The 21,926-nt window shown below is 68.5% G+C and carries 14 protein-coding genes and 2 pseudogenes; 10 read left to right on the top strand and 6 right to left on the bottom strand.

What is annotated here, in order from left to right; all coding sequences use genetic code 11:
• Positions 1-86 (top strand): annotated as a pseudogene (locus BM066_RS27345) (hypothetical protein); the annotation flags it as partial.
• A 777-nt stretch (positions 87-863) separates the two neighbouring features.
• Positions 864-5,198, top strand: coding sequence for an Ig-like domain-containing protein (locus BM066_RS12275; RefSeq protein WP_089928206.1), 4,335 nt, complete (start codon positions 864-866; stop codon positions 5,196-5,198).
• Between the two features lie 55 nt (positions 5,199-5,253).
• Here BM066_RS12275 and BM066_RS12270 read toward each other — a convergent pair whose 3' ends face one another.
• Together BM066_RS12270 and BM066_RS12265 are read right to left on the bottom strand one after the other, a co-directional pair.
• The gene (locus BM066_RS12270; RefSeq protein ID WP_089928203.1) at positions 5,254-7,170 is read right to left on the bottom strand and encodes a monovalent cation:proton antiporter-2 (CPA2) family protein; all 1,917 of its coding nucleotides are present in this window, start codon (positions 7,168-7,170) and stop codon (positions 5,254-5,256) included.
• Between the two features lie 3 nt (positions 7,171-7,173).
• Positions 7,174-7,785 (bottom strand): glutathione-regulated potassium-efflux system oxidoreductase KefF, encoded by a 612-nt coding sequence (locus BM066_RS12265; protein ID WP_089928200.1) that lies wholly within the window; start codon positions 7,783-7,785, stop codon positions 7,174-7,176.
• Positions 7,786-7,881: 96 nt separating this feature from the next.
• On the opposite strand from BM066_RS12265, the gene BM066_RS12260 reads away from it, so the two are divergent.
• Both BM066_RS12260 and BM066_RS12255 read left to right on the top strand, forming a co-directional pair.
• A complete protein-coding gene (locus BM066_RS12260; protein ID WP_089928197.1) occupies positions 7,882-8,607 on the top strand; it encodes a CoA transferase subunit A in 726 nt (241 codons plus the stop codon).
• A complete protein-coding gene (locus BM066_RS12255) occupies positions 8,607-9,248 on the top strand; it encodes a 3-oxoacid CoA-transferase subunit B (protein WP_089928193.1) in 642 nt (213 codons plus the stop codon). Before BM066_RS12260 ends, BM066_RS12255 begins: the two co-directional genes overlap by 1 nt.
• 151 nt (positions 9,249-9,399) lie before the next feature.
• Here BM066_RS12255 and BM066_RS12250 read toward each other — a convergent pair whose 3' ends face one another.
• Positions 9,400-10,992 (bottom strand): ArnT family glycosyltransferase, encoded by a 1,593-nt coding sequence (locus tag BM066_RS12250; RefSeq protein WP_089928190.1) that lies wholly within the window; start codon positions 10,990-10,992, stop codon positions 9,400-9,402.
• 196 nt (positions 10,993-11,188) lie between these two features.
• Here BM066_RS12250 and BM066_RS12245 point away from each other — a divergent pair, with 196 nt between their 5' ends.
• The gene (locus tag BM066_RS12245; RefSeq protein ID WP_089928224.1) at positions 11,189-13,603 is read left to right on the top strand and encodes a TonB-dependent receptor; all 2,415 of its coding nucleotides are present in this window, start codon (positions 11,189-11,191) and stop codon (positions 13,601-13,603) included.
• Between the two features lie 182 nt (positions 13,604-13,785).
• Positions 13,786-14,787 (top strand): agmatine deiminase family protein, encoded by a 1,002-nt coding sequence (locus tag BM066_RS12240; protein ID WP_089928189.1) that lies wholly within the window; start codon positions 13,786-13,788, stop codon positions 14,785-14,787.
• Between the two features lie 6 nt (positions 14,788-14,793).
• On the opposite strand, the gene BM066_RS12235 is transcribed toward BM066_RS12240, so the two are convergent.
• The gene (locus BM066_RS12235; RefSeq protein WP_218150908.1) at positions 14,794-15,657 is read right to left on the bottom strand and encodes a DUF4145 domain-containing protein; all 864 of its coding nucleotides are present in this window, start codon (positions 15,655-15,657) and stop codon (positions 14,794-14,796) included.
• A gap of 94 nt (positions 15,658-15,751) precedes the next feature.
• Here BM066_RS12235 and aguB point away from each other — a divergent pair, with 94 nt between their 5' ends.
• Positions 15,752-16,630 carry an N-carbamoylputrescine amidase gene (gene aguB, locus BM066_RS12230; protein WP_089928186.1) on the top strand — a complete coding sequence of 293 codons (879 nt, stop codon included), beginning with the start codon at positions 15,752-15,754 and terminating at the stop codon, positions 16,628-16,630.
• A pseudogene (locus BM066_RS12225) lies at positions 16,627-17,145 on the top strand (GNAT family N-acetyltransferase); the annotation flags it as partial. The gene aguB and the pseudogene BM066_RS12225, both read left to right, overlap by 4 nt.
• Before the next feature lie 113 nt (positions 17,146-17,258).
• On the opposite strand, the gene BM066_RS12220 reads toward BM066_RS12225, so the two are convergent.
• Entirely contained in the window at positions 17,259-18,071 is an 813-nt protein-coding gene (locus BM066_RS12220) for an acid phosphatase (protein WP_089928182.1), read from the bottom strand.
• Positions 18,072-18,209: 138 nt separating this feature from the next.
• Between BM066_RS12220 and BM066_RS12215 the strand changes: the two genes are divergently transcribed.
• Complete coding sequence (locus BM066_RS12215) at positions 18,210-20,270, top strand: TonB-dependent receptor (protein WP_089928180.1); 2,061 nt, start codon at positions 18,210-18,212, stop codon at positions 20,268-20,270.
• Positions 20,271-20,613: 343 nt separating this feature from the next.
• Positions 20,614-21,408 carry a SapC family protein gene (locus BM066_RS12210; RefSeq protein WP_089928177.1) on the top strand — a complete coding sequence of 265 codons (795 nt, stop codon included), beginning with the start codon at positions 20,614-20,616 and terminating at the stop codon, positions 21,406-21,408.
• Positions 21,409-21,498: 90 nt separating this feature from the next.
• Here the strand turns inward: BM066_RS12210 and BM066_RS12205 are convergent, their stop codons facing one another.
• Positions 21,499-21,891 carry a MaoC family dehydratase gene (locus tag BM066_RS12205; protein ID WP_056757492.1) on the bottom strand — a complete coding sequence of 131 codons (393 nt, stop codon included), beginning with the start codon at positions 21,889-21,891 and terminating at the stop codon, positions 21,499-21,501.
• Positions 21,892-21,926: the final 35 nt, after the last annotated feature.

Raw genomic sequence — 21,926 nt, 5'->3', positions numbered from 1 at the left:
AGTAACCCCCTCCAGCCCAGTCCCGCTCGATCGCCCCCCGCCGCCGCATCGGTCGCTGGCCATGCGCCCTTTCCCCGCGACGAGGTGACACCAGGATACGGCCGGTCCGAGAGGGTGCGGGGCATAAAGTTTTAGCGCCGCGATTTCAGTGGCTTGGTCGTCGCATTGACGGGGACATGCCCTTGCGGCGTGTCCCCCAACCCGTCTGGCTCCGTGCGAAACCCGGGAACACGCCGCCGGGGCGCGTCCCCGTCGGCGGACGACTTTGGGGGGCGCACTCACAGCAAGCGCCCTGCAAACCGGCCGGCGCTCCACCGTGAGTGCATGGCCCGGCCCATCGGGCGCGGCGTCACGGCCCGGTCGCCGGGCGCCAATCAATCGAGCGTTGGCGCGTGGGGTCAGCTCGCGTCCACTCCTTGATCAAGTAAGTAAGAACTTCCTTCTAGGCCGACGCGAGCCGCTTCCGGTTGCAATCTTCGCAGCGCATCCTGAGGGATTGCGACCGCCGCCGACAGTCGTCGTTCCGCCTGCCGTATCAAGGATATTCGAAACGTCCGCGTTCCAAATGGGCTCGATCTCAAATCGGAACCCAAAGTCTATCACCATGACATATGCGAACTATGCAAATAACGTTTCCATATCACGCTATATTATAGGCTTATGGATGCAATTCATCGAAGATACGCCATGATCTCTCGATTGCGAAATGCTGAAAACTTCGACATCGTCCTGTCATCGAGCGCTTCTAGGTTGGATCGAGATCGCGGCCTTGTTGAAAGCGCCTAGAACACTCGGCCCATCCAAGACCCAGATTCAGGCCCCAGCGGCGACCGTCCAGAACAAGACCCCTTCGGAGGAAACGCATGACCACCCTGACCGTGGGCGATCTCGCCCTGATCGGCTACAGCGCCGACACCGCCGGCAAGTCGTTCTCGTTCGTGCTGCTGCAGGCGGTCGAAGCCGGCACGGTCATCAGCTTCACCGACAACGGCTGGCTGGCGGCGGGCGGCTTCCGGGCCGGCGAGGGGGTCTACACCTACACCGCCCCGGCCGGCGGCGCGGCGGCGGGCACGGTGATCACGGTCACGGGCCTGACCGGCTCGCTGAACCCCTCGACCTCGGGCGACCAGATCATCGCCTACCAGGGCTCGGGCCCGTCGGCGACGCCGCTGTTCGCCCTGGACTTCGCCGACGGCAACACGACCTACGCCGGCGACGCGACCAATTCCAACACCTCGGCCATCCCGACCGGCCTGGCGGCCGGCAGCACCGCCCTGGCCTTCGGGACCGACAACGGCGCCTATGTCGGGACCACCACGGGGACCAAGGCCGCGATCCTGTCGGCCATCGCCAATTCGGCCAACTGGACGCTCGATGACGGCGTGCCGGTTCCCTACAAGACCGGCTTCACGGTCACCGACGGCGGCGTGCCCAGCGCCAACGTCTCGATCAGCGACGTCACCCTGGCCGAAGGCGATTCCGGCGACCAGGTGATGACCTTCACGGTCACCCGCACCAACACCACCGGCGCCTTCACCGTCGACTTCGCCACCCACGACGGTTCGGCCCAGGCCGGGACCGACTACGCCGAGACCCACGGAACCCTGACCTTCGCGGCCGGCGGCCCGGCCAGCCAGACCGTCTCGGTGACGCTCCACGGCGACGTGACGGCCGAGCCGAACGAAACCTTCACGGTCAATCTCTCCAACCTGGTGGTCACCAGCGGCGCGGCGGTCCTGATCGACGCGGTCGGCCAGGGAACCATCGTCAACGACGATTTCGCCCCGCTGGCGATCTACGACATCCAGGGCGCCGGACACGTCTCGGCCTATGACGGCCAGATGGTCTCGACCCGGGGGGTGGTGACGGCCATCGACACCACCGGCTCGCGCGGCTTCTGGATCCAGGACGCTTTCGGCGACGGCGACGACGCCACCTCGGACGCCATCTTCGTGTTCACCAACGCCATCCCGACCGTCCAGGTCGGCGACCTAGTGCAGGTGACCGGCGCGGTCGACGAATATAACGGCGGCGTCGCCAGCAACCTGTCGATCACCGAGATCACCGCCCCGAGCGTCAGCGTGATCGGCACGGGGACGGTGGCGGCCACCGTGCTGGGGGCGGGCGGCCGGGCCATCCCCCACACGGTGATCGACGACGACCATCTGGGCAGCTTCGATCCGGCCACGGACGGCGTCGACTTCTACGAGTCGATCGAGGGCATGCTGGTCACCGTCCACAACGCCCAGGCGACGGGCGCGACCTATCAGGGCCAAACCTGGGTGGTGGCCGACAACGGCGCCGACGCCACGGGGCTGAACGGTCGCGGCGGCGTCACCGTGTCGGACGGCGACAACAATCCCGAGCGGATCCTGGTCTATGCCGACAGCGGCGTGAACCCGGGCTTCTCGGCCGGCTACGTGCTGGGCGACCACCTGGGCGACGTGACCGGCGTGGTCAGCTATTTCGGCGGCGCGTACGAGGTGCTGCCGATCGCGGTCCAGACCACCACCAGCAACGGGCCCCTGCCGCTGGAGACCACCAGCCTGGCCGGCGACGCCAGCCACCTGGCGATCGGCGCCTACAACCTGGAAAACATCTCGCCGCTGGACCCGGACGCCAAGTTCGCGGCCCTGGCCGCCGACATCGCCCATAACCTGGGCGCGCCCGACATCCTGGGCGTCGAGGAGATCCAGGACGCCGACGGCGTCGGGACCGGCTCGGACCTCAGCGGCGCGGCGACCCTGAACAAGCTGGTGGCGGCCATCGAGGCGGCCGGCGGCCCGCACTACAGCTGGGTCGAGGTCGCCCCGACCACGCCCAACAGCACCGGCGGGCAAAGCAACGGCAACATCCGCAGCGCCTTCCTCTATCGCGCCGACCGGGTGGATTATGTCGAGGGCTCGGTCCGGCTGATCCAGGACACCACCGGAACCACCGACGCCTTCCACAACAGCCGCAACCCGCTGGCCGCCGAGTTCGTGTTCCACGGCGAGACGGTCACCGCCATCGACGTGCACAACTATTCGCGCGGCGGCAGCGACCCGCTGTTCGGCGCCAACCAGCCGGCGGTCACCAACGGCGACGACCGCCGCATCGACCAGACCACGGCGGTGCGCGACTACGTCCAGGGCCTGCTGGCCGCCGATCCGGACGCCCACGTCACGGTGATGGGCGACTTCAACGGCTATTACTACGAGCAGACCCTGACCCTGCTGGAGGCCAATGGCGACCTCTACAACCTGGCCCGCACCCTGAGCCCCGAGGAGCGCTACTCCTACATCTTCGAGGGTAACGCCCAGCAGATCGACAACCTGCTGGTCTCGCAGAGCCTCAGGGACGGGGCGGTGTTCGACAACGTCCACCTCAACACCGGCCAGGCGGCGATCGACCAACCCACCGACCACGACGCGATCCTGGCCCTGCTGTCGATCAACACCGCCCCGGTCGCCACCCTGGACGGGGTGTTCACGGTCAACGAGGACGCGGTGCTGACGGTCGACGCCGCCCACGGCGTGCTGGCCAACGACAGCGACGCCAACAGCGACGTCCTGAGCGCGGTGCTGGGCCAAGGCCCGACCTACGGGATCCTGGTGCTGAACGCCGACGGCTCGTTCGTCTACACCGCCAACGCCAACTACAACGGCGGCGACAGCTTCACCTACACCGCGCACGACGCGTTCGGCGGGGTGTCGGGCGTGGTGACGGTCCAGCTGGGCGTCGCGGCGGTCAACGACGCGCCGGTCGGGGCGGCCGACGCGGCCGGCGTCGCCGAGGACGGCTCGATCCTGGTCGACGTGCTGGCCAACGACCACGACGTCGACCTGGACAGCCTGACCATCGCGGCCCTGTCGGGCGCCAAGTCGGCCCTGGGCGCCTCCATCAGCCTCGAGAACGGCCAGGTCCGCTACGTGGCCGACGCCGACGCCTTCGACCAGCTGGCCGCCGGCCAGTCGGTGGTCGACAGCTTCACCTACACCGCCTCGGACGGCCATGGCGGTTTCACCGCCCCGATCACCGTCAGCGTCACGGTGGGCGAGGCCGGCGACAACCGCACCCTGTCGGGGGCGCTACTGCAGGCCAACAGCTTCACCGACGCGGCCGGCAAGGACACCACCTATACCGGCGGGCTGCTGAAGGACGTGATCGACGGCGGCGACGGGGCCGATACGCTGCGGGGGCTGGCGGGCTACGACACGCTCACCGGCGGGGCCGGGGCCGACTTCCTGGACGGCGGGCTCGACGGCGACTACCAGCGCGGCGGCGCGGGGGCCGACCGGATCGTCTACGACGCGGCCGACTATGTGATCGACGGCGGCGCGGACCGGGACACGCTGATCCTGAACGTCGGCGCGACCGTCAACCTGGCCAACATGTCGACCAGCCAGATCGCCGGCGGGGCCTATGTGACGGGCTTCGAAGACGTCGACGCCTCGGGCGCGACGGCCGGCGTGACCCTGACCGGCTCGGCCTACAACAACAGCCTGACGGGCGGGGCGTTCGCCGACACCCTGGTCGGCGGCGCGGGCTTCGACACCCTGGCCGGGGGCGCGGGCGACGACGTCCTCGACGGCGGGGCCGACGGCGACCAGCAGCGCGGCGGCGACGGCGCCGACCGGATCGTCTACGACGCGGCCGACTACGTGATCGACGGCGGCGCGGGCCGCGACACCCTGGTCCTGAAGGTCGGGGCCGTGGTGAACCTGGCCAACCTGTCCTCCAGCCAGATCGCCGGCGCGACCTATGTCTCCAGCTTCGAGAACGTGGACGCCTCCGCGGCGACGGCCGGCGTGACCCTGAGCGGCTCGCAGTTCGGCAACAGCCTGATCGGCGGGGCGGGGGCCGACGTGATCTCCGGCGGTGGCGGGGCGGACCTGCTGACGGGCGGCCTCGGCGCCGACACCTTCGTGTTCGCCGCGGCCTCGGACTCCGCGCCGACCGGCCGGGACGTCATCCTCGACTTCGGGGCTGGCGACCGGATCGACCTGTCGGGGATCGACGCCAACACCGGCCTGGCCGGCGACCAGGGCTTCACCCTGAACAACCAGACCGGCCACGCCGGCGACATGGCCGTGTTCTACGACGCGCAGGGCGATCGCACGGTGGTTCTGCTCTATACCGACAACAGCGGCCAGGCCGCCTCGATCTTCGAGCTGGCCGGCCATCAAGGTTTGACGACGTCGGACTTCATCCTCTGACCCGGCCATGACCAGGGCGGCCGCGGATCGTCCGCGGCCGCCCGGGTCGTCGTCCCTATTTGGCGTTCTCGCGCCGCGCCGCCTCGCGTTCGGCCCGTTCCTTCAGCTCCTCGTCGAGGCTGGCGGTGTCCCAGGCCCCGGCCCCGTCGCCGGGGCGCAGGCGCGCCAGGTCGGCGGTCAGCAGCTTGTCCATGGTCTGGGCCGCGTCGCGCGAGGCCAGGATGTAGGCCTCCTCCTGGCCCCAGACGGGACGCAGGTCCTCGAACGACTTGCGGTCGTGGCGGCGGAAGATGCCGGCGGCGCGGTGGGCCCGGTGGGCGCGGTAGCCCAGCTTCTGCAGGGCGGTGGTCCCCAGGGCCAGGGCGGCCTCGAAGGTCTCGCGCTCGACCGCGTCGGCGCCGTTGGCCAAGAGGTCGTAGGCGTGGCGGCGGTCCCAGGCCCGGGCCAGGATCACCAGCTCGGGAAAGGCCTTGCGGGCGGTCTCGACCAGCTCGACGGTCTTTTCGCGGTCGTCCAGGGCGACGATCAGCATCCGGGCCCGCTCGATGCCGGCGGCGCGCAGCAGGTCCATCCGCGTGGCGTCGCCGTAGTGCACCCGACGGCCGAAGCGGCGCAGCAGGTCGATCTGCTCGATGTCGCTGTCCAGCACCGTCGAGCGGAAGCCGTTGGCGGTCAGCAGGCGGCCGGTGATCTGGCCGAAGCGGCCGAAGCCGGCGATGATGATGTCCGGCTCGCTGTCGGCGAAGTCGCCGGTCTCGGGGACCTGCTTGGGGATGGCCGCGTCGAGGGCCTGGGCGATGCGCTCGTAGAGGATCATCGCCACCGGGGTCAGGGCCATGGAGACGGCGACGGCTGCGGTCAGCAGGGCCGCCAGGGTGGCGCCGATCACGCCGGCCCCGACCGTGAAGCTCAGCAGCACGAAGGCGAACTCCCCGCCCTGGGCCAGGGCGGTGGCGACGGCCGCCGCGCCCCGGGCCGGGGCCCCGAACAGCCGCGCCAGGCCGAACATCACCGCGAACTTCAGCACCATCAGCCCCAGCACCAGGCCGATCAGGGTCAGGGGCTGGCTGGCCACCAGCTTCAGGTCGATGCCCGCCCCGACGGTGATGAAGAACAGGCCCAGCAGCAGGCCGCGGAACGGCTCGATGTCGGTCTCCAGCTCGCGGCGGAACTCGCTCTCGGCCAGCACCACCCCGGCCAGGAAGGCGCCGAGGGCCGGCGACAGGCCGACGGTCTGCATGATGCTGGCCACGCCGACGACAATCAGCAGGGCCGCGGCGGTGAAGATCTCGCGCAGCCGGGCCTCGGCGATGAAGCGGAAGATCGGCCGCACCAGGTAGCGGCCGCCGCCGACCACGGCGCCGACGGCGACGAACACCGCCAGGCCCTGGGCCCAGGGCGGCAGGTGGGTGACCAGGCTGGCGCCGCCGTGGCCGCCGGCCTCGGCGTGGACCGGCGGGGCGATGGTCGCCAGGGTCGGCAGCAGGGCGAACATCGGGATCACCGCCAGGTCCTGCAGCAGCAGGATCCCGAACGCGGCGCGCCCGACCGGCCCCTGCCTCAGGCCCTTCTCGTCGAGGGTCTGCAGCACGATGGCGGTGGACGACATGGCCAGCACCATCCCGACGGCCAGGGCCGTCTGCCAGGGCAGGCCCAGCAGCATCGAGACGCCGGCGATGGCCGCCGAGGTGCCGACCACCTGGGCCCCGCCGAAGCCGAAGATCGCCTTGCGCATGTCCCACAGGGTGGAGGGCTGGACCTCCAGCCCGATCAGGAACAGCAGGATGACCACGCCGAACTCGGCGAACTTCATCACGTCGGTCTGTTCGCCGACCAGCGACAGGGCGAACGGGCCGATCACCACTCCGGCGATCAGGTAGCCCAGCACCGAGCCCAGGCCCAGGCGCTTGGCGATCGGCACGGAGATGACGGCGGCGCCGAGATAGACCAGGGCTTGCAGCAGGAACGGCATGGATCAGGCCCCCAGTTCGGCGTCGGCGGGCATGGTCAGCAGCGAGCCGAGGCGGGCGCGGTAGCGCTGGGCCTCGGCCTTCAGCTCCTCGTCGTCCTTGGTCGCCGCGCCGTGCACCACGAAGGGCGTCTCCCAGACCATGCCGCACAGATAGGCGGTCTGCTCCAGCGGCCGCAGGAATTCGTCCATCGAGAAACGGTTGTAGCCGTGGGCGTGATAGGCCTTGGCCGCGCCGCCGGTGGTGCAGGCGGCGAACAGGCGCTTGCCGGCCAGGGCGTTGCCGTCCAGGCCGTAGGCGAAGCCGTGCAGCCAGACCAGGTCGAACCACTCCTTCAGCAGGGCTGGGGTCGCGTACCAGTAGAGCGGGAACTGCACGGCGATCACGTCATGGGCCAGCAGCCGCTCCTGTTCGGCCTCGATGTCGATCGCGAAGTCCGGATAGGTCTCGTAGAGGTCGTGGAAGGTGACGCCGTCCAGCCCCTTGGCCGCCTTGGCCAGGGCGCGGTTGGCGCGGGAACGTTCAAGCGCCGGGTGGGCCAGGGTCAGCAGCACGCCCGAGGTGGCGGGCGTCGCAAGCCCGGTGCTAGCTTCCGTAGGGTTAGCCTGATCCGTCACGCCGCAACTCCACGCATCGAAATTTTATTCATCAAGGGTTGAATTTCTCCGTCCGGCGGCTCAGAGCAGTCGTCGAACGTCGCTCCGGGAGGAACCATGGTCGACAAGGTCAAGTCCACAGCCGCCGAAGCGCTGGCGGGTCTTTTATTCGATGGCATGACCATCATGGCCGGCGGCTTTGGCCTGTGCGGCATTCCCGAGAACCTGATCGCGGCGATCCGCGAAACGGGCGTCAAGGACCTCACGGTGGTCTCCAACAATTGCGGCGTCGACGGCTTCGGCCTGGGGATCCTGCTGGAGAACCGCCAGATCAAGAAGATGGTCTCGTCCTATGTGGGTGAGAACAAGCTGTTCGAACAGCTCTACCTCAGCGGCGAGCTGGAGCTGGAGTTCAATCCGCAGGGCACGCTGGCCGAACGCATCCGGGCCGGCGGGGCGGGCATCCCCGCCTTCTTCACGCGCACCGGCTACGGCACCCTGGTGGCCGAGGGCAAGGAAACCCGCGAGTTCGACGGCGAGATGTACGTGATGGAGCGCGGCCTGACCGCCGACCTGTCGATCGTCAAGGCCTGGAAGGCCGACGCCGAAGGCAACCTGATCTACCGGAAGACGGCCCGCAACTTCAATCCGATGATGGCCACGGCCGGCAAGGCCACGGTCGTCGAGGTCGAGGAGATCGTGGAGATCGGCGGCCTGGACAAGGACAACATCCACACCCCCGGCATCTATGTCGACCGCCTGATCAAGGGCGCGAAGTTCGAGAAGCGGATCGAGCGGGTCACCACGCGTCCGCGTGAAGAAAAGACCGGGGAGATCGTCTAATGGCCTGGACGCGCGACCAGATGGCCGAACGGGCGGCCCAGGAGCTGCGGGACGGCTTCTACGTGAACCTGGGCATCGGCATCCCGACCCTGGTGGCCAACTACATCCCCGCGGGCATGCATGTGACGCTGCAGAGCGAGAACGGCATGCTGGGCATGGGTCCCTTCCCCTACGAGGGCGAGGAGGACGCCGACCTGATCAACGCCGGCAAGCAGACGATCACCGAGCTGGACTCCAGCTCGTACTTCTCGTCGGCCGACAGCTTCGCGATGATCCGCGGCGGCCACATCGCCCTGTCGATTCTCGGCGGCATGCAGGTGGCCGAAAACGGCGACCTGGCCAACTGGATGGTGCCCGGCAAGATGGTCAAGGGCATGGGCGGGGCCATGGACCTGGTGGCCGGTGTCAAGCGGGTGGTGGTGGTCATGGACCACTGCGAGAAGTCCGGCGCCCCCAAGCTGCTGCGCCGCTGCTCGCTGCCCCTGACCGGGGCCGGGGTGGTCGACCTGCTGATCACCGAACTGGGCGTGTTCGAGATCAACCGCGGCAAGACGCCGGTGCGGCTGGTCGAGCTGGCGCCGGGCGTGACGGTGGACGAGGTGAAGGCCAAGACCGAGGCGGCGTTCGAGGTGGGGGTTTAGCGGCTCACCCCCTTGCCCCCACCTGACCGCTGCGCGGTCTGTCCGCCCCCATAGGGGGCGGAGCCGGATGCGCGAGGCTCTTCCCCCCTCCGGGGGAAGACGACCGCGAAGCGGTCCGTAGGGGGCAAGCGTTCTCTGCGCTATCGTCAACCTACTTCCCCGGATCCCGCCACGGCGTATCCGGCGGCAGCCCCGTCATCGGATCCCTGGGCACGGGCGCGAAGTCCTGGGCGATGAACAGGTCGGTTCGGCGCGAGCGCTTCCTGTCCAGCCGTACACTGACGATCTGCAGGTCGGACGTCGCCTTGAAGTCCTGCTGGATCTTGCCGCGATAGACGCCGTCCAGGCTGGCGATCAGGGTCCGCCGGCCCAGGGCGGCGTCCAGGGGAGCCTCGACTTCGGCCTGGTTGCGGGGCGCGATCTCGTGCACCCACATCCGCAGCGGCGGAGCCTCCGGCGTGCCGAAATAGCCGCGGCCGTAATAGGCGGCCACGTTGTAGAGGAAGCGGTCGTCGACGGCGACGGCGGTCAGGCCGCCGTGCAGGGCCTGCTCTTCGCGCGAGCGCTCGATGATCGCCTGCACCGTCTGGTCCCAGCCGCGGGCCCGCTTGAAGGCGTTGGCCATGCCCATGGCGTCGGCCGTGCGCGGAGCGATCACCCAGGCCAGGAAGACGACGGCCAGAACCGCCTGCAGGGCCAGGCCGCCGACCAGCCAGCGGCGGGCCTCCCAGCGCAGCAGCCAGGCCGCGACCAGCACCGAGCCGGCGACATAGGCCGCCCCCGCCCAGTTGGCGTTGGCCCGCGACACGAAGGCCTGGGCCGCCACCGTCGCCAGCGGCGGCAGGGCGAAGCACAGCAGCATGACGTCGGCCGGGGCCAGCCGCCTGCGGATCGCCAGCAGCAGGGCCCCGCCGCCCAGCACGCCGAACGGCACCGGCCCGAACACCCCGAACTGCGAGCCGACGAACTGGACCAGCTCCAGCGGATTGAACAGCTTGCCGGCCTTCCAGTTGGCGTTGGCGGCGGTGTGCTCCAGCGTCGAGAAGTGGTGCTGGTAGTTCCAGATCATGTTCGGCGCGAAGACCGCGAACAGGGTGACGAAGAAGGCGGCCGCCATGGCCGGGGTCCAGGCCCGCCGGGCCTCGCGCGACAGGACCAGGTGCGCGCCCAGGCTGGCCAGGGCGTAGATCGCCGCGTACTTGGACAGGAACGCCAGGCCCAGGGCCGCGCCCATGCCGGCGGCCACCCAGATTCGGGCGCGGGGCGAGGCGTGGGGCAGGGCGACGCAGGCCCAGATCATCAAGGCCAGGAAGAACAGCAGCGGGGTGTCGGTGGTGATCAGCACCGACGACAGCTGGATGCCCGGCATCAGGCTGAAGATCGCCGCGGCGGCCAGTCCGACCCAGGCTCCGCCGCGCTCGGCGCCGTACAACCGCGTGGCGATGCGCGAGACCACCAGGGCCGTGCCGGCGTTGATCAGCGGCGAGCCGATGCGCAGCCAGGCCTCGGCGTCGCCGCCGATCCGCGTGGTCGCCCAGATCAGCCAGGCGATCACCGGGGGCTTGGAGAAATAGCCGAAATCCAGGTGGCGCGACCACAGCCAGTACTGGGCTTCGTCCGGGTACAGCTCCAGCGGCGTGACGAACAGCGCCACGACCCGCAGAACTGTCAGCACCCCGACCAAGATCAGCGTCAGCCGCCAGATTCGCGCCTGCGCCGCCTGCGCCGTTTCATCAAGGGCCACGCTGTTTTCTCCCGCATAAGTAAGAGGACGCTGACTAAATCTTCCGCAAGCGGGCCCCGGAGGCGGGTTTATCCGCGATCGTGGCCTTTCCGTCACCAAACCTTCTAAATAGGTCGCTAAAGAGCCTCTCAATGATATGGCTGGCCGGGATTCATGCACCCCGTCGCGGCCTGAACGAGGGGACTAGATCAAGATGATGACGAAAAAGCTCGCCTGTCTGGCGTCGACCGCCCTGGTCGGCTGCCTGCTCAGCGCCACCGCCGCCATGGCCCAGTCGACCGGTACGGACGCCGTCGAACAGGTTGTGGTCACGGCCGCCGGCCAACGGAACCAGAACGGCGCGATCGTTCAGCAGATCGTGCCGAAGTCGCGTTCGACCATCACCCAGGAATTCATCGCCCGCCAGGTGCCCGGCCAGACCATCCTGGACTCGCTGAACCTGATGCCCGGCGTCAACTTCACCAACAACGACGCCTACGGCTCGGCCGGCGGCGACATCACCATCCGCGGCTTCGACGCTCAACGCATCGCCCTGCTGCAGGACGGCGTTCCGCTGAACGACAGCGGCAACTATCAGATCTATCCGAACCAGCAGCTGGACTCGGAACTGATCGCCAAGGTCGACGTCAACACCGGCACCACAGACGTCGACAGCCCGACGGCTGCTGCGGCCGGCGGCACCATCAACTACGTGACCCGCAAGCCCGCCGATGACTTTGGCGGCGTGATCGAAGCCCAGGCCGGCGACGGCAACTTCCGCCGCTTCTTCGGCGTGATCGACACCGGCAAGGTCGGTCCCCTCGGCACCAGCGCCTGGTTCAGCTACGCCGACGCGATCAACGACGTGTTCAACGGCCCGGGCAAGATCCACAAGAAGCAGTACAACGCGCGGATCTATCAGCCGATCGGCGACAACGGCGACTTCGTCAGCCTGATCTTCAACTACAACGAAAACCGCAACAACTTCATCAACCGCATGTCGCTGGCCGCGTTCCAGGCCGGCACCGGCGTCGGCTACAGCCGCGCCACCTGCGCCCGCCCGACCCCGGTCGCCGGCACGGCCCAGATCGATGTCAACGCGGGCACCTGCTACAAGTACAACATCAACCCGTCGAACACCGGCAACATCCGCGGCCAGTCGCTGTTCCACATCGGCGACAACTTCATCCTGACCGTCGACCCGTCGTTCCAGTACGTTCTGGCCAACGGCGGCGGTCGCGGCCTGTTCAAGGAAGACGGCACCGGTACGGGCAGCGGCATCATCCGCGGCAGCGCCCTGACCGGCGGCCTGGACCTGAACGGCGACGGCGACACCCTCGACACCGTCCTGCTGTACGCGCCGAACACGACCAACACCCGCCGCTACGGCGTGACCTCGTCGCTGATCTGGAAGTTCGACGACAACCAGAGCGTCCGCGTCGCCTACACCTTCGACGAAGCCCACCACCGCCAGACCGGCGAATACACGACGTTCAGCGGCGACACGACGCCGAACGACGTGTTCGGCGGCAAGGACGGCTACGGCAAGTCGATCAAGCTGTCGGACGGCAGCATCCTGCGCAAGCGCGACCGCGTCTCGGTCGCCACTCTGAACCAGATCTCCGCCGAGTACCGCGGTCGGTTCATGGACGACAAGGTCCTGCTGAACGTCGGCCTGCGCGCCCCGTTCCTGAAGCGCGAGCTGCATAACTTCTGCTATCAGGCCGACACCTTCACGGCCTACTGCACCAACCAGACCCCGACGGCCGTGGCGGGCAGCAACGACGGCGCCGGCCAGACCCTGGTCACCCTGCCGGGCCAAGGCGCGACCCAGTACGGTCGTCCGCGCGAGTTCACCCGCAAGTACGACAAGGTGCTGCCGAACATCGCCGCCAGCTACAACCTGACCGACCACCAGTCGGTCTATGTCAGCTACGCCGAGACCCTGTCGGCGCCGCGCACCGACGACCTGTACGACAAGAAGCTGACGAGCCCGAAGGCGGAAACCACCCAGGCGTACGACGTGGGCTACCGCTTCCAGTCGCCGACCGTCATGCTGGCCGCCTCGGTCTACTACACCAGCTTCCAGAACCGCATCGAGCGCGCCTTCAACGAGCAGGACAACATCGCCTTCTCGGTCAACGTCGGCGACGTCAAGCTGAAGGGCTTCGACGCCCAGTTCGGCTTCAAGCCGGAAGACTACATCAGCTTCTACGCCTCGTTCTCGTACGCGGACTCGGAACTGCAGGAAAACATCCCCGGCACCTCGCTCGGCAGCCTGCTGCTGACCAAGGGCAAGGAGCTGTATGAAGCGCCGAAGTACCAAGGCGTGGCTCGCGTCGACTGGGACATCACCGAGGCGCTCAGCCTGGGCGTCCAAGCCAAGTACGTCGGCGAGCGCTGGACCAACCTGACCAACACCGAAAAGGTGCCGCACTACGCCCTGCTGGACCTGGACGCCCGCTACACCCTGGACGGCTTCGGCCTGAAGGGCACCTATGTCCAGATCAACGTGAAGAACCTGGCCAACGAGAAGTACCTCGGCGACTTGGCCGTCAACCCGTCGGGCACGGGCCTGGGCCAGCCGGGCTATCCGCGCACCGCCAGCATCACCCTGCACGCCGCGTTCTAGGAACGGCGTCCAGCGAAGCTGAGAACGAAGGGCGGTCCGGAAACGGGCCGCCCTTTTTCTTTTGACGCATTTCCTTCACGCGAACCGGAATCCACTTCGCTTGAAAATGCTCTAGAAGGGCGGCTTGATCCGCGGGCCGTCCTGGCCCATTTGCGCCTCCCGTTTCGATCCAGGTTCCTTCCATGACCCCGACCGTCCCCGCCGAGTGGGCTCCGCACCGCGCCATGTGGGTGGGTTTCCCCAGCCACGCCGAGCTCTGGCAGGAAGACCTCGACCAGGCCCAGGACGAGGTCGCCGCCCTGGCGCGCGCCCTGGCCGGTCCCGGCGGCGAGCGCGTGCGCCTGATGGTGGTCGGCGACGAGGCCGAGGCCGCCGCCCGCGCCCGCCTCGCCGACACCGCGGTCGAGATCGTCCGCGGCCAGTTCGGCGACATTTGGCTGCGCGACACCGGCCCGATCTTCACCGAAACGGCCGGCGGCGCCGTGGCGGCCGGCTTCAAGTTCAACGGCTGGGGCGGCAAGTACCAGCTGGAGGGCGACGACATCGTCGCCGAGCAGATCGCCGCCGCGTCCGGCGCGCCTTTGGCTCGCAACGGCTTCGTCCTGGAGGGCGGGGCCCTGGACCACGACGGCCAGGGCACGATCCTGACCACCCGCCAGTGCCTGCTGAACGCCAACCGCAACGGCGACTGGGACGAGGCCAAGGCGACCGCCGCCTTGGCGTCCGCTCTCGGCGCCCGAAAGGTGCTGTGGCTGGGCGACGGCCTGCTGAACGACCATACCGACGGCCACGTCGACAACCTGGCCCGCTTCGTCGCGCCGGGCGTCGTGGCCTGCCCGATGGCCTTCGGGACCGACGATCCCAACGCCGAGGTCTATGCCGAGACGGCCCGCGCCCTGGCCGGCATGACCGACAGCCGCGGCTCGCCCCTGCAGGTGGTGCGCATCCCCTCGCCGGGCCGCATCGTCGACGAGGACGGCGAGGTCATCCCGGCCTCGCACATGAACTTCCTGATCGCCAACGAGGCGGTGATCGTGCCGATCTACGCCGAGGAGTCCGGCGCCTTCGCCGTCGAGGTGATCAGCGGCCTGTTCCCCGAGCGCGAGGTGATCGGCCTGCCCTCGACCGCCATCCTGACCGGTGGCGGCTCCTTCCACTGCATTTCCCAGCAAGAGCCGGAGTAGATCTCGCTAACCCGGCTCGGCTTCAGGCGGCGCGATGAGCATTTGGGTGACCGCCGGCTCTAGCCTAGCAGCTTCTTTTTCGGCTGCGATCATCGAGATTTGCGCTAGGCGAGTGATGCGAGCGTGGCGAGCCACATACCATTCTTCAAAGAGCATTTCGATTAGCTGTAGGAGAATGCCGGCTTCTCCTGCGTCAACCGGGACAATAACGTTGATGTCCTTTTCCATATGGGCGCCGATGTTGCCGAGTTTCCTCACATGATCGATCGCGTCGACCGCCTCGTGTGTGACCCCGGATGGCGCTTGTCCTGCGTCGACGGCCTCCCTCAGGGCCTTAATCTCTAGATCGAGAGTCCGCTTCGATATCTTGCAAAAGTCGCGGATCATACCCTGCAGGCAGCGGCGCGCGAGGGTCGCTGCCGCCTTGGGGCTAAGGTCAACGATCGCGCAAGCCTCACGATAGTCCTCTCTCAACGGGGCAGGAATGAAGTCGGGTTGAGGTTTACTGGCTGCTTCGGGGATTAGTCGTCGCACTAATCTCGGAGTCGATCCGACCACAGGTATGTCGGTGTAATTCGGTCCAGAAGTTGCTTTTTGAACATTGACCGACAGCGTGAGCTCTCTGCACAGGTTGTTAGCGCATATGATTGCGCGCCACCCTAAGCCTAATCTGCCATCGCGATAACCCGAGATATCCAATTCGCGAAAGTTTTGGCTAAAACGGTTCTCGGTAACTACCTGAGCGTGATGGCAATGTGGGCATGTCCAATTGAATTCTTGCACGATGTTCGTTCCCGTGAGGAGCGTCATGATGCACACGCAAACTAAGCCGTAAAGTACGGGATCGCGGCTGGATTGGTGCTTGATCATCAGCTACATGCCGCACGCCTCTTGTAAGAAGCACCGCGCGTCACGATTTGGACGCTCCCTAGCTGCGTTATCGACCCATTCAGGAGCCCGGCGAATGACCCGCACCCTCAGCGTCGCGGCCATCCAGACCTCGTACGGGATGGACCTGCAGGCCAACATCAAGAAGACCGAGCACTTCATCCGCGAGGCCGCCGCCAAGGGCGCCCAGGTGATCCTGCCGTCCGAGCTGTTCCAGGGGCCGTACTTCTGCGTGGCCCAGGAGGAGCGGTGGTTCGCCGAGGCCCATCCGTGGCGCGAGCATCCGGTGGTCAAGGCCATCGCCCCCCTGGCCGGCGAGCTGGGCGTGGTCATCCCGATCTCGATCTTCGAGCGCGAGGGGCCGCACTATTTCAACAGCCTGGTGATGGCCGACGCCGACGGGAGCCTGCTGGGCCTCTACCGCAAGAGCCACATCCCCGACGGCCCCGGCTACATGGAGAAATACTACTTCCGGCCGGGCGACACGGGCTTCAAGGTCTGGGACACGCGCTTCGGCCGCCTGGGCGTCGGCATCTGCTGGGACCAGTGGTACCCCGAGGCCGCCCGGGCCATGGCGCTGATGGGCGCCGAGTGCCTGTTCTACCCCACCGCCATCGGCAGCGAGCCGCACGACCCCAGCCTGGACACCGCCCTGCCGTGGCGGCGGGCCATGCAGGGCCACGCGGTCAGCAACGTGATCCCGGTGGTCGGCGCCAACCGCATCGGCTTCGAGCCGTGGGACGGCTATCCGAACGGCGGCCAGACCTTCTACGGCTCGTCCTTCGTCGCTGACCATCGCGGCGACCTGGTCAGCGAACTGGGCCGGGCCGACGAGGGCATCGTCGCCTCGACCTTCGACCTGGACTTCCTGCAGACCCACCGCGCGGCCTGGGGCTTCTTCCGCGACCGGCGGCCGGAGTTCTACACCGCCCTGGCCAACGGCCGGCCGGCGTGATCCACACCGACCGCCTGGTGCTGCGCCCGGCGGTCGACACCGACCGCGACGCGATCGCCGCGCTCAACGCCGACCCGCGGGTCGGCGCCTGGCTGGGCGGGGCGCGCGATCGCGCCGCCAGCGACGTCTTCGTCGACCGCGTCCAGGCCCACGAGGCCGAGCACGGCTTCGGCTTCTGGGTGGTGGAGCGCAAGGCCGACGCCCGGGTGATCGGCATGACCGGCGTCTGGTGGGTTCCGCCCGAGATGGACATGCCCGGGACGGTCGAGATCGGCTGGCGCTTCATGCCCGACGCCTGGGGCCAGGGCTACGCCACCGAGGCGGCGCGGGCGGCGCTGGACTATGGGTTAAGGGCGCTGGGCCTGGAGGAGATCATCGCCTTCACGGCGCGGACGAACCTGGCGTCCCAGGCGGTGATGAAGCGCATCGGCATGGTCCATGCGCCCGAGCGGGATTTCGAGCATCCGGGCCTAGCGGATGGCGATCCGTTGCGGCCGCACGTGGTGTTCGTGGCGACGCGGCGCTACCCCCTCCGGCCCTCCGGGCCACCTCCCCCAGAGGGGGAGGATCTAGCGCGACCTGATGCTCCCCCTCCGGGGGAGCTGTCGCGGAGCGACTGAGGGGGTCTTCAACTGGCCCCGCACCCGGCCGGCGCCCCCTTGGCACGCGACGCCGCCACCTCGGCCCGCGCCTTCTCCAGGTCCGCCAGGAACGCCGGATCCTGGTGCAGCCGCGAGACCAGGGCCGAGCCCAGATAGCGCCCGGCCTCGATGTCGCTCGGATAGTGCACGCCGCAGACGACGCGGCTGTCGCCGAATTCGCGGCCGCGGGCCAGGACGGCGCTGGCGTGTGCGGGCGCGACCTCGGAAATCACCAGGGCCCAGGACCAGCCGATCAGGCCGTGGCCGGACGGATAGGAGCCGTCGGTCTCGATCCACGGCTCGCGCGGCACGCAGATCGGCCGGGTGTTGCCGACCGGCGGACGGGGGCGCTGGAAGACGGCCTTGGCCGGCTGGTAGAGGGTGGCGGCGTCGTCGGTCATCCGCAGCAGCAGGTTGGCCAGGGTCGGGGTGGCCTCGGGGCCGATTGTCACGCCGGCCGCGCAGGAGAAGCTCTTGAAGCCGTGCGCGCCCGACAGGTCGGCGTCGGCGATGGCGTGGTCCCAGGCCGGCGTCCCCGCCAGCTTGCGCGTCGTCTCGAAGGTCGCCCGGTCGGCCTTGCCGCGGGGTGAGTCCGGGGCCGGCGGCGGGCCGACGATCAGGGCCCCGTCCAGGTTCATGCCGGTCTTCAGATAGCCGGCCGGCGGCTTGGTCCAGCTGGCCGTGCTGGGGCTCGTGGCGTAGGGTGCGGCCTTGGGGGGCGAGAACAGGTCCTGGACCGGCGAGCAGCCCGCCAGCAGAACGCCCGCCAGGGCGGCGGGCAGCAGCGCGTTTCGGGTCATGGGCGGCCTCCGGTCGGTCATCCGCCCACAGACCGGCGGCGAGGGACGGCGTCAAGCATGAAGCCGCTTGACGAGTCGTAATGTTATTTCATAACGCTCGATCCAAGCCGCTGCCCCGGCCAAGGTCCAGGATTTCCCATGCCCCGTCGCGTTCTGCTCTCCGCCGCGAGCCTGCTGGCTTTCGCCCTCGTCGCCCCCCTGGCCCAGGCCGCCGAGACCCCCGCTCCGACCCCCGATGCGGCGGACGCCGCCGCGCCGGACACGCCTAACGCCGTCGACAAGGTGGTGGTCACCGCGGCCCCCTACGCCGTGTCGCTGGACACCGTGACCAGCAGCGTCAACGTCGTGACCCGCGATCAGCTGGACACCGCGCCGGCGGCCGGCATCGGGGACCTGCTGAACGGCCTGCCGGGCCTGAGGTCCACCTTCTACGGCCCCGGCGCCTCGCGTCCGGTGATCCGCGGCCTGTCAGGACCCCGGGTGATGGTGCTGCAGAACGGCGTCGGCCAGGTGGACGCCAGCGCCCTGTCGCCCGACCACGCCGTGGCCAGCGACCCGGGCGAGGCCTCGCGGATCGAGGTGCTGCGCGGCCCCTCCACCCTGGCCTATGGCGGCTCGGGCATCGGCGGAGTGGTCAACATGATCGACGACCGCGTGCCCTCCACCCCCGCCGCCAACGGCCCCGAGGGCCGGCTGTCGGCCTCGGTCTCGTCGGTCGACGACGGCTGGGCCTATAGCGGCGCGGTCAAGGCCGGGAAGGGGCCGATCGTGTTCGCGGCCGACGCCTCCAGCCGCCGCACCGGCGACTATTCGATCCCGACGGCGGCGGTGTCCGACCGCCTGGCGGCCCGCGACGGCCTGACCGTCGATCCCGACCACAGGGTCAAGAACACCGACGTCGAGGTCGACGCCTATGGCGCCGGCGTCTCCTGGGTCCACGACCGCGGGTTCATCGGCGCCTCGGTCAAGAAGACCGACACCACCTACGGCGTGCCCTACGAGCAGATCCTGGCCCCGATCGACCCCAACGCCGAGGGCCCGGTCTCGATCCACCTGCAGCAGACCCGCTACGACCTGCGCGGCGAGCAGGAGCTGGACAGCAAGCTGTTCGAGAAGGTCCGCGTCTCGCTGGGCTACGCCGACTACGAGCACGCCGAGGTCAGCGTCGAGGACGGCGAGGTCGGCACCCGCTTCCTGTCGCACGGGGCCGAGGGCCGCGTGGAGCTGGTGCACCGCGAGCACGACGGCCACCAGGGCGCCATCGGCTTCCAGGCTCTGGACCGCCACTTCGAGGCCATCGGCGACGAGGCCTTCGTGCCCTCGACCGACATCAAGGAGTACGGGATCTTCACCCTGCAGCGCCTGGATCGCGGGACCTGGGGGATAGACGGCGGCCTGCGCTTCGACACCCGGTCCCTGCAGACCCCGACCCAGAAGCGCGACTTCGACAACGTCTCGGCCTCGCTGGGCGTGTTCCTCAAGCCGACCGACAGCCTGTTCTACGCCCTGACCCTGTCGCGCAACGGCCGGGCCCCGACCGAGTTCGAGCTGTTCGCCAACGGCCCGCACCCGGGCACCGGCGGCTTCGAGGTCGGCGACGACAAGCTCGATTCCGAGACCGTCACCTCGCTGGAGGCCACGGTCCGCTGGAAAGGCGACCGGCTGCGCGCCGAGGGCCACCTGTGGGCGGCCAAGTACGACAGTTTCATCGAGGAAGCCCCGACCGGCGCGGTCGAGGACGACCTGCCCGTCTACCAGTACTTCCAGACCAAGGCCGATTTCCACGGCGCCGAGCTGGAAGCCAGCTACGACGCCTGGCGTGGGGCGACCCAGTCGCTGCGCCTGGAGACCACCTTCGACTGGGTGCATGGCGACACCGACGCGGGCGTTCCGGCCCGCATCCCGCCGTGGTCGCTGGGCGGCTCGGTGGTCTGGACCGCGCCGCGTGTCGAGACCACGCTGGAGGTGCGCCGGGTGGCCGAGCAGGACCGCGTGGCGACCTTCGAGCTGCCCACCGACGGCTACACGGTGGTCAATCTGAAGGCCACGTTCAAGCCGATCGCCGACTCGCCGCTGCGGCTGTTCATCGACGGCCGCAACCTGACCAACGCGGAGATCCGCGAGCACGTCTCGTTCCTCAAGGACATCGCCCCGTCGCCGGGCCGCTCGGTGCGGGCGGGCGTGGCCTGGAAGTTCTAGGGGGGATCGGGCTCGTCGTTGGATAAAACAGTTGTCATCCCGGAAGCCCCGCAGGGGCTGTCCGGGATCCAGGGGACTGGGCGAAGGCCTTGCGGCTGCCCTGGATCCCGGACAAGCGCTGCGCGCTTTCCGGGATGACAATCGTGAGGGGGCGAGCGCTCCGAACCTTGAAAGAGGCCGCAAGCGGCGCCGTTTTCCCGCCAGGGACGAAACAAAGCTCGGCTTGACCGCAAGGGGGAGGGGTCGATTGCGAGGCCCCGCCGGATCGGCTAGAAGCGCCAGACCTTTAAAGGCCGCCTGAGCGCAATAGGCGTCCGTTCATTAGCCTTTTGTCGAGCTGTTCATGGAAACGACCCAACCCGCCGGCGGCATCTCCGGCAACGTCCTCTTCTACTCCTCGCCGGAGCCGCTGAACCGCGAGCAGCACGCCAAGCTCGCCCTGGTCCACAAGGACAAGCCCTACGGCTTCGCCCTGAGCGGCACCGCCGTGCCGCTGGCCGTCACCGAATTCGCCCCGGCCGCCCTGAGCTATCCGGTGATCTTCGCCGGCGACGACCGCGTGCCGCTGGCCGTGATGGGCCTGAACACCGGCGAGAACCTGTTCATCCAGGCGGACGGCGCCTTCGAGGCCGGCGCCTACATCCCGGCCTATATCCGCCGCTACCCGTTCGTCCTGGCCAATGACGAAAGCCAGGATCGCCTGATCGTCTGCATCGACCGCGGCTCGGACCTGCTGGCCGAAGGCGGCCAGACCCCGCTGTTCGACGACAAGGGCGAGCCGACCGAATACACCCAGAACTGCATCAAGTTCTGCGACGACTTCGAAGTCGAGCGCCGCCGCACGGACTCGTTCGTGCAACTGCTGAAGGACAACGACCTGTTCGAACTGAAGAAGGCCGTCTTCACCCCGGTCAACCCCGACGGCTCGGCCGGAGAGCCGCAGACCGTGGCCGAGTACTTCGGCGTCTCGGAAGAGAAGCTGAACGCCCTGCCGGCCGAGAAGATCAAGGAGCTGCAGGCCAGCGGCGCCCTGGCCCAGATCTATGCGCACCTGGTGTCGCTGATCGGCTGGGACCGCCTGATCGCCCTGGCCACCATCCGCCAGCAGCAACAGGCCGCCAACGGCGCGCTGAACTAGGCTTCACGTCTTCGGACGCATGAAGAGGCGGCGGGTTCGAAAGAGCCCGCCGCCTTTTTTGTTTCACCTTCTCCCGGAGGGGAGAGGGCGTTATCTGGCGAAGATGCTCCGGGTCAGGCACGAGAAGACCAGCCGGCCCGCCTCGTCCAGCAGGTCGTGCTGGGCGATGACGATGCCCTTGCCGTCACCGACCGGGTCCTTGCCCATCACCGTCATGCGGCCGCGCAGCAGCTCGCCGGCCGGCGGGTTGCGCAGCCAGCGCAGGGCGTCGACGCCCACCCGCTTGGTCTGGGGCCAGGCGGCGCTGGCCTCGGCGTCCAGCTTCGACCAGATGGCGAAGACCATGGTGTCGGGCGCGCCGCTGGCCGCCGGCCAGCCCGGCTGGAACGCCGCGCAGAAGGCGTCCAGCGCCTTGCCGTCGACGACCGTGGTCCCCAGCGTGACCACCTGGCCGATCTCGATGTCGTCGAAGGAAGCGGGCATGGACGGGCGACTCTCTTGCGAACGCGGGTCTTGGA

It is taken from the genome of Caulobacter sp. UNC279MFTsu5.1, from assembly GCF_900114015.1.
Lineage (GTDB): Bacteria > Pseudomonadota > Alphaproteobacteria > Caulobacterales > Caulobacteraceae > Caulobacter.
Note: the sequence above shows the minus strand (reverse complement) of the source record. Positions and strands in the feature narration are given on the sequence as shown.